The organism is Nocardia farcinica (assembly GCF_029867845.1).
Taxonomy (GTDB): Bacteria; Actinomycetota; Actinomycetes; order Mycobacteriales; family Mycobacteriaceae; genus Nocardia; species Nocardia farcinica_A.
On the sequence record NZ_JARWRU010000079.1, the window covers coordinates 1 to 7540 of the forward strand.

The 7540-nt window shown below is 70.8% G+C and carries 9 protein-coding genes and 2 pseudogenes; 7 read left to right on the plus strand and 4 right to left on the minus strand.

Translation table 11 applies throughout. From position 1 onward, the window contains the following. Together QH283_RS01345 and QH283_RS01350 are read left to right on the plus strand one after the other, a co-directional pair. The coding region (locus tag QH283_RS01345) for a hypothetical protein (protein WP_280501193.1) at positions 1-1181 on the plus strand (1181 nt) is incomplete at its 5' end. A 308-nt stretch (positions 1182-1489) separates the two neighbouring features. Next, positions 1490-1837 carry a DUF4326 domain-containing protein gene (locus QH283_RS01350; protein ID WP_280501199.1) on the plus strand — a complete coding sequence of 116 codons (348 nt, stop codon included), beginning with the start codon at positions 1490-1492 and terminating at the stop codon, positions 1835-1837. A 4-nt stretch (positions 1838-1841) separates the two neighbouring features. Here QH283_RS01350 and QH283_RS01355 read toward each other — a convergent pair whose 3' ends face one another. Beyond that, positions 1842-3338: an ISL3 family transposase gene (locus QH283_RS01355; RefSeq protein WP_280501200.1), complete on the minus strand. Its 1497-nt coding sequence runs from the start codon at positions 3336-3338 to the stop codon at positions 1842-1844. A 112-nt stretch (positions 3339-3450) separates the two neighbouring features. On the opposite strand from QH283_RS01355, the pseudogene QH283_RS30260 reads away from it, so the two are divergent. The 5 genes and pseudogenes from QH283_RS30260 to QH283_RS01375 form a co-directional block, all read left to right on the plus strand. Next, positions 3451-3546, plus strand: a pseudogene (locus tag QH283_RS30260) (zinc finger domain-containing protein); the annotation flags it as partial. Continuing rightward, on the plus strand, positions 3547-3729 hold the full coding sequence (locus QH283_RS01360; protein ID WP_280501194.1) for a hypothetical protein: 183 nt from the start codon (positions 3547-3549) through the stop codon (positions 3727-3729). It begins immediately after the preceding pseudogene. 6 nt (positions 3730-3735) lie between these two features. Further along, positions 3736-4071, plus strand: coding sequence for a recombinase family protein (locus QH283_RS01365; RefSeq protein ID WP_280501201.1), 336 nt, complete (start codon positions 3736-3738; stop codon positions 4069-4071). Beyond that, on the plus strand, positions 4061-4264 hold the full coding sequence (locus QH283_RS01370) for a hypothetical protein (RefSeq protein WP_280501195.1): 204 nt from the start codon (positions 4061-4063) through the stop codon (positions 4262-4264). The genes QH283_RS01365 and QH283_RS01370 overlap by 11 nt, the downstream gene beginning before the upstream one ends. Before the next feature lie 10 nt (positions 4265-4274). Continuing rightward, entirely contained in the window at positions 4275-4901 is a 627-nt protein-coding gene (locus QH283_RS01375; protein ID WP_280501196.1) for a hypothetical protein, read from the plus strand. Here the strand turns inward: QH283_RS01375 and QH283_RS01380 are convergent. The 3 genes and pseudogenes from QH283_RS01380 to QH283_RS01390 form a co-directional block, all read right to left on the minus strand. Further along, a pseudogene (locus QH283_RS01380) lies at positions 4898-5050 on the minus strand (hypothetical protein); the annotation flags it as partial. The gene QH283_RS01375 and the pseudogene QH283_RS01380 sit on opposite strands and share 4 nt — an antisense overlap. 108 nt (positions 5051-5158) lie before the next feature. Next, the gene (locus QH283_RS01385; protein ID WP_280501197.1) at positions 5159-6226 is read right to left on the minus strand and encodes a flavin-containing monooxygenase; all 1068 of its coding nucleotides are present in this window, start codon (positions 6224-6226) and stop codon (positions 5159-5161) included. Further along, entirely contained in the window at positions 6223-7404 is a 1182-nt protein-coding gene (locus tag QH283_RS01390; RefSeq protein ID WP_280501198.1) for an MFS transporter, read from the minus strand. The genes QH283_RS01385 and QH283_RS01390 overlap by 4 nt, the downstream gene beginning before the upstream one ends. Positions 7405-7540: the final 136 nt, after the last annotated feature.

Genomic DNA, 7540 nt, shown 5'->3' on the forward strand with positions numbered 1-7540 from the left:
CCCACCGCCAACGCCCCCCCCCCCCCCCCACCGCCACGCCCCACGCCGCCCGCTACCGCGCCGACGCGGTCGACGCCCGCCGCGCCCGCATCCCCGCCCCCACGACCGGCACAGTGAGCTTGCACCACCGTGACCGCGACCTGCAGGTGACCGAACGCCGCGAACGCGACTACGCCAGCTACGCCGCGCACCGGCTGTTCGCGATCGACACCCCGGCCGACGAGGACCGCACCCCGCCGATCGCCGACCCCAGGAAAGCGGCGGGCCAGGTGTGGGCACATGTGCAGGCCGAGTTGTGGGACCGTAGCTACTTCCTCCACGTCGCCGACTGCTACACCGAAGCCGACCGCCACCTGCTCGCCCCGTCGATCCCCGAACGCCACACCGGCCACAACGACCGCCACACCGAACTCGACAACGCAGCGCGAGAATTCCTGCGCGAACACGACACCAAACCCGAACCGTCCTCTCACGGACGACGGGCACACGTCCGCTGCAGCCGACCACAGCTGCCGCCGCGGATCACCCCCGCCGACCAGAGCCGCTTCGCCGAACGCCGGACCGGGATCTCGGTTCCCTCCGACTACGACATCGTGTTGCCCTACAGCGACCTCGACGCACCCGAGTCGACCTGGCAGGGCTCCGGGTTGGACTACGACCTCGCCGCCATGACCCCCTACCTCGGGTGGCCGTGCGTCGGTTGCTGGATCGACCGCCCCTCACGCGACCGCCGCCCCCTCCACGACCACGACGGCGTCCCCGTCAGCGACGACGGACTCTGCGACGTCTGCCGCGCCGACAGCCACCCCGCCATCCCGGCCCTGCCCATAGGCTTCGGTCTGCGCTCCTACGTCGAGTCCCGTTGCGCCCACATCGCCGCCACTCACCCCCGACAGGCGCGTGCCCTGCTCGACCGCGTCCGTGGCGCTGCCGCAAACACGGGACCGACCTGGCGGTTGATCACCCGATGGATGGCTGCCAACCTCGACCAGCCCGCCCCGGCCCCTCGCCGTGCTCCCGCCGCGCGACGGCCGCGCCGCAGCTCGGCGCTCGGGGCCGGGCAGCGCATCGGACGCTGCGACGCCTGCGCCCGCGACGGCATCGTCCACGCCGACAACTACTGCACCCACTGCCGCATCGACCTCGGGCTCGTCCCCACCAGCCGCACGACAGCAGCCTGACCCACGCTCGAGTCCTTCGTCCCTTGTTCACCGGTCCGCCGCGGTGCCGCCGTCCGCGGCGGACCGGTTAACCACGCCCGACCACAGGAACGCCACCGGGCCCCCCAACAACCACCGCCCCGCCCCCGCCCCCCCTCCCCCCATTTTCCCCGGCCCCCCCGCGGGGCCGCCTCCCGGGGGGCACCGGTTCACCACTCCCGACGACAGGAACGCCACCGTGCCCCCCAACAACCTCCGCACCGACCCGGCGCACATAACTATCACCGAACTGGCGACCATCCTGGCGACCGGCTCCGGTCGTGGTGTCGATGCGCGCCGCCAACCGGCACGCGCACCTGATCGACTGGTCCCGCCGTCGCGAACTGTTCGTGCGCATCGACCGCGCCACCGACTGGGGCAACCCTTACCTCCTCGGACGCGACGGCGACCGTGACAACGTCATCGACGCCCACGCCCGACACCTCACCCGACGCCCCGACCTACTCGCTCGCCTCCGCGACGGCGAACCCGTCGGCAAAGTCCTCGGCTGCTGGTGCGCACCGCAGCGCTGCCACGGCCATACCCTCGCCGCTCTCGCTCTCGACCCCGACCGCACCCAACTCGAGACCCGCGCGGGGACTATCTCGCCAACGGCTCTGGCTCACTTCCGGTGGTAGCCGGTTATCCCAGCAGGATGCGGTGGCGGAGTAGCCGGAAGCCGGCCCGACCATACATCTGTCGTTTCATGAGCTTGGTTTTCGTGGTGACGCCCTCGATCGGACCGTTGCTGTAGGGCAGGGTCAGACCGGCGATGACCGCTGTGTGGTCCTGCTCGAGGCCGCGAAGGAACGGGTCGAGCTCGGTCAGCCCGGCCTCGCGGACCTGCGTCATCCAGGCGTCGAGTTCGGTGCCGCGCCGCTTGGCCATGATCATTGCGAACTCGCCGACAAGCCTGGCCAGCGCGGTCATCTCCGGACACGACGCGAGAAGTTCGCCCAGATGGGAGCGGCGCTGCGCGGGTAGATCAGTGGGCCGGCTCATGATCCACGAGGTCAGCCGCCGAGGCGAGGGAGTGAGCCGCGCGCTTTCGGCGCGGCCTTGGTTGAGGTATTTGTGCAGCAGGTTCAAGCCGCCGGTGTAGCCGAGGGCCTTGATCTCGTTGAACAGGTGCAGTACCGGGACGCCGGGCTGCTCACTGCGACGTCGGCGGAGGTGGTCGCGGTAGGGGTCGACCAGGCAGGCGCGATATTGCGGTGGGCGACGGAGCTGGTCGGGTTCTGTGGTGCGGGCGTAACGTTTCACCGTGTTGAGCGACAACCCGAGCCGTCGGGAACAGTCGAGCAGACCGACACCCTGATCGAGAAGGTTGTGGACCGCGTGCCAGCGTTGCAGCGTGGTGGTCTCGCGGACCAGGGTTCGCCGTTTCGGTCCGGCGCCTGCCCAGCATCGACTGTGTGCGGCGACCACCTTCTCCGCCGAGCGGACCAGTCCATGCCACAGATGCCAGCGGTCGCTGACCTGCATCGAGCTGGGCAGGGCCCGGCGGATGGCTTCGGCGTAGGTGGCTGATCCATCGCGGACAACGATCTCGATACCGGGCCGGTCACGCAACCACGCCTCGAGGGTTTCTGTCTTCCGGTCGCCGAGGACGTCGATTCGTTCGTGGGTGACCGCGTCGATCAGGACTGTGCCGTAGCGGTGGCTGCGACGCAGTGCGAAGTCGTCCACGCTCACCGCACGAGGAACCGGTCGGACCGGAAGCGGGATTCGTAGCAGCATGCGCACCGCAGTGTGGCGGGACACCGGAACGGGCAGCGCGGCCAGCAGCCGGACCGCGGCCCGCCCGGCCAACTCCCGGGTCACCGCCTGCACCTGGCTGGTCAGCCGGAGGGTGCGTCGCTGGTAGCGTTCGAGCACACCGGGGACCTGCTCACGGAAAGTCCTGCAGCACTGCGGTGTGGCGCAGGTGAGCCGCCGGACCCGCACCCCGACGACGACCAGCCGACCGTCGATCGGCAGGTCCGCAACCCTCCGATGGTGATAGCTGTGGACCTTCGCCGACCGGGCCCCACACCGCGGGCATCCGGCCGGGCCAGGAGCCGTCCGAGCCGACACCACAATCCGCCCGCCCTCATCCGATACGCCTTCGATGACCAGCGGCGATAGCCCCGAAAACATAAGCCCAGCAACATCATTCACATCGACCACTGAGGTATCGTGCCGTCACCCCCGCATACCCCACCACCGGAAGTGAGCCAGAGCCTCGCCAACGGCGAGCTGCGCCGCCCCGGCCGGGTCGCCGTGCCGCACCGGCAAGGACAAGGTCGCCATCAGCTACCACACCGCCCGCTTCCGGCTGGCGCCATCGCTCGCCAAGGCGCTCAACGTGACGACCCCCGCAGTGCGCAAGCCCGGCTCGGTAAGGACCGAGCTGCCGCGCCCGGCCGCGGCCGTCACCGACTCCGGCGCGCACGTGCGCATCGGCTACGCGCGCGCCTCCACGGTGCGTCAATTCCTGGACAATCAGCTCGATTCCCTGCGCGCGGCCGGGATCGGGCGGATCTTCTAGGAAAAGATCTCCACCCGCGCCCAGACCCGCCCCGAACTCGACCACGCGGTCACGCTCGCGCGCGAGGTCCGCGCTTCCGGCGCCGAGGTCACCGTGGTCGTGCACGAACACAAACGCCTCGGCCGTGGCATCGAGCTGGCCGAGCAGCTCAAGGCCCGCGACATCGGCCTGGAACTCCTCACCGGGGAGCTGCAGGGTTCCCACGACCCGTCCGGGGTGGTGTTCACCGTGCTGGCCGCCCTGTCCGGGATGGAACGCGAGTACATCCGCGACCGCACCCTCGAAGGCCACGAATCCGCCCGCGCGCGGCAAGACCATCGGCGGCGCCGCCGTGGCCTATGAGGCCATGCTGTCGATGGCGCTGCACCTGCGTGAGAGCAATCACAGCCTGCGCGACATCGCCGCACGCCTGGTCATCACCAAGGGCAAGAAGAAGGGCCAGCACCCCTCCCCGGCCACCGTCATGCGGTTGCTGCGCGATCACGACCAGCAGGCCGCCGCCCGAGCACACGATGCTGTCGGTGGGCCCGGCTAACCTGCCGGTCGTGACGCTGCTGATTTCGTACCTGACCGATGACGAGATCACCGTCGTCATGGACACATTCGCCGCAGGCGCTCCCATCGGGGCGCACTTCACCAAGTGCTGGGCACCCGCGGGCGGGAAGTTCATCGTTGCCGGCACCGGCACCGCCAATGTCGTCGAACCGTGGCTGGCCGCGATCGCCGCCGGTCCGCATCGGTCGGTGGCCGCGGTGATCGCCGAGGCGGAGTCGATGCTGCCGAAGCTGTGGCGTGAGGTGGGTGAGCAGCACGGCCAGGACCAGCTCGGCCCGACCACCGCGTGGACGTACTTCTTCAACCCCTACGGCCGGGCCACCAGGATCTCGGTGTCCTCCCGCACGAACTTCACCCGAAAGACCGAAACGCGGGCAGGAACTCTGATCCTGCCCGAGGTGCCCGTGGGCCGGTTCACGTCCTTCGACGGCTCCGACGCCGAGTTCCTGCGGCTGGCCCGACACGTCGCGCACTACTGCACCGAACAGCCCGAGCACGTGGGCAATGTCGCCGTCGGCGGCCAAGCGAGGATGATCCGGCTTCCCCGGATCGGTGCCGCCGTGACCCGGCCGTTGGGCCGCCTGAACTGTCGCCCGGCCGAGTCGGGCCCGCGCTAAGCGGCCGGCATCTCAGGCGATGCGGGCGCATACATGATGATCGCGACCCCAACCAGGCAGATCACCGCGCCGATCACGTCCCAGCGGTCGGGCCGGAACCCGTCGGCGGCCATAGCCCACAGCAGCGATCCGGCGACGAACACCCCGCCGCATGACCTGCAGAACGCGCTGCTCCCAATCGCCCACCCCGGGGAGTTCGCCGAGTTCATCGGCGCCAGTACTCAGCAGAGGCAAACCGAACGGCAGTAGCCGCCTGCTCAGGCGCGTGCGGGTTCGGGCAGCCGCCGCAGACTGGCGACACTTCGTGCGGCGTCACGTCCGACTCCGCGCAGCGACGCGGAGGACAGGCTGCGCTGCCACTCCAATCCGAGGTAGGCCAGGCCGGGGTGAGTGGTGGACAACCCGCCATGGTGTCGTGGCGTTCTGTAGGTGGTGAGCGCGCCGAGCCCGGCCAGCCAGCCCAGGTCGGGGCGGTAGCCGGTGGCGGTGATGACCACCTCGACGGGGGTTTCGCTGCCGTCGGGCCAGCGGGCGGTGTCGCGGGTCAGCGTGGTGAATATCGGCCGGGTGCGGGGACGGTCGTCGGTGATCGCGGCGCGGTAGATGCCGGTGTCGAAGACAGGCGCGGTCGGCGGATGGCCGATGAAGCGGCCGATGGGTGCGGTGTCCAGGCCGGTGTGGGTGAACCAGAAGTGGATGTCGCGGCCGAGGGGGCGTTGCGGGACCAGCCGCGGTGGGGTGCGGGAGGCCAGGGTGATGGTGGCGGCGTGGGCGGCGAGTTCGGTGGCGATCTGGACTGCGGAGTTCCCGGCGCCGACCACGAGAACGTGGCAGCCGGCGAACGGGGTCGGGTTGCGGTAGTCCGCGGCGTGAAGCATTTGACCGGCGAACAGTTCCTGGCCGGGCAGGTGCGGTCGGTTGGGGTTGCCGAAGCCGCCGGTGGCGGCGATGAGCCGGGATGTGGTGAAGGTGGCGCCGGTGCTGGTGTGCGCGGTGAAGCCGGTGCCGTCGGTCTCGACGCCGGTGACGCGGGTGCTGGTGCGGATTTCGGCGTCGAGGGTGCTGGCGTAGTCGCGCAGGTAGGCGGTGACTTCGTCGCGGTGCGGGTAGTGCTGCGGGTCGCCTGGGAACGGCCGGTCCGGGAGCGCGCTGTAGCGGGCGGGGGAGAACAAGGTGAGGCTGTCGTAGTAGTGCGGCCAGGACCCTGCCGTGTCCTGTCCGGCTTCCAGGACGAGGGTGGACAATCCGGCGCGGGTGAGGTGGTGGGCGGCGGCGAGGCCGGATTGGCCGGCGCCGACGACGATAGCGTCGTGGTCGGAAGTCATCGATTGCGCTCCATGGCAGAGGGGGCGGGCGGGATATCTCGGGGGGAGCCGGCCGCGCCGAGCAGGGCGGCGGCCGCGGCGATCGCGGCGAGGACGAGGTAGGCGTGGGCGTAGCTGCCGGTGATCGCAGACAGGGCGGTCCCGGCGAACGGTGCCAGGGCCATGACGATGACGATGGGGGCGTTGAGCAGCCCGCCCAGGCGCCCGTAGTGGGTCGCGCCCCAGCGGTCGGTGACCGCGGTGGCTTGCACGAGGGTCGTCAGGCCTCGGACCAGCCCCGCGCCGATCGAGATCGCGATCAGCGCGGTCACGGTGGCGGCGAGGCCGTGCAGTGCGGTGGTGGCCGCGCTGGCAGCCAGGACCGCGATGAGACGGGCGCGTGGGCTGGTGCGGGCGGCGAGCTGGAGGTAGCCGAGCCGTCCCAGGACCTGCCCGGCCCCGCCGAGCCCGAGTGTCCAGGCCGCGAGTGTGGGGGTGAAGCCGTGTTCGAGCAGCAGGGGGACCAGGTTGAACACCCCGGCGAACGCGGTGAACGCCCCGAGTGCGAGTGCGGCGGTCAGCGCGAGGAACGCCGGTGATTTCGCGATGTGGTCGTGGCGGTCGAAGCCGGCTGTGACCGGTGGCGGTGGGGCGGGCCAGGGCCCGCGCAGCCCGAACCAGTGCGCCGGGATCGTGACCGCTGCGAGGATCGCGGCGAGTAGGAGGTAGGTGGTGCGCCAGCCGGTGTGGGTGTCGAGTGCGGTGGTGAGCGGGGCGAACACTGTGGAGGCGAGCCCCGCGACCAGGGTCAGGATCATGAGCGCGCGCACGCGGTGTTCGCCGTGCCAGCGGGTCAGGGCGGCGAAGGCGGGCGGGTAGAGCACCGCGCCCATCGCCGTCCCGGCCGCGATCCACCCCACGAAGAACACGACCGGGTTCGCCGCGGTCGCGACGACGATGACGGCGGGGACCGCGGCGAGCGAGCCGGCGGTCATCACCGTGCGGGGTCCGGCCCTATCTAGGATGCGTCCGACGGGGATGCCGGTGAGCGCGGCGGCGAGCTGCCCGGCCGAGAACGCGGCGGTGATCATCGGCGCCGACCACCCCGTGGCCCGGGTAATCGAGGTCGAGAGCACGGGGAAGGCGTAGTAGAGGATGCCCCAGCTGGTGATCTGGGTCGCGCACAGCACGATCAGCACCCGCCGCCCCCCGGGCGGCACCAAAACGGGCGGGGCGGGGGGGGGGGGGGTGGTGGTAACCCCCCGCGCGGGCCGGGCGCGGCCCGCGGGCTAAAAAGGCGCGCCAAAAATTGGGGGGAGGTTTGGGGGGCGCCGC

Excerpts from the sequence above, each read along its gene's own strand:
- QH283_RS01350 (WP_280501199.1), top strand. The coding sequence starts at position 1,490 with ATGCGCGCCGCCAACCGGCACGCGCACCTGATCGACTGGTCCCGCCGT.
- QH283_RS01355 (WP_280501200.1), bottom strand. The coding sequence starts at position 3,338 with ATGTTTTCGGGGCTATCGCCGCTGGTCATCGAAGGCGTATCGGATGAG.
- QH283_RS01385 (WP_280501197.1), bottom strand. The coding sequence starts at position 6,226 with ATGACTTCCGACCACGACGCTATCGTCGTCGGCGCCGGCCAATCCGGC.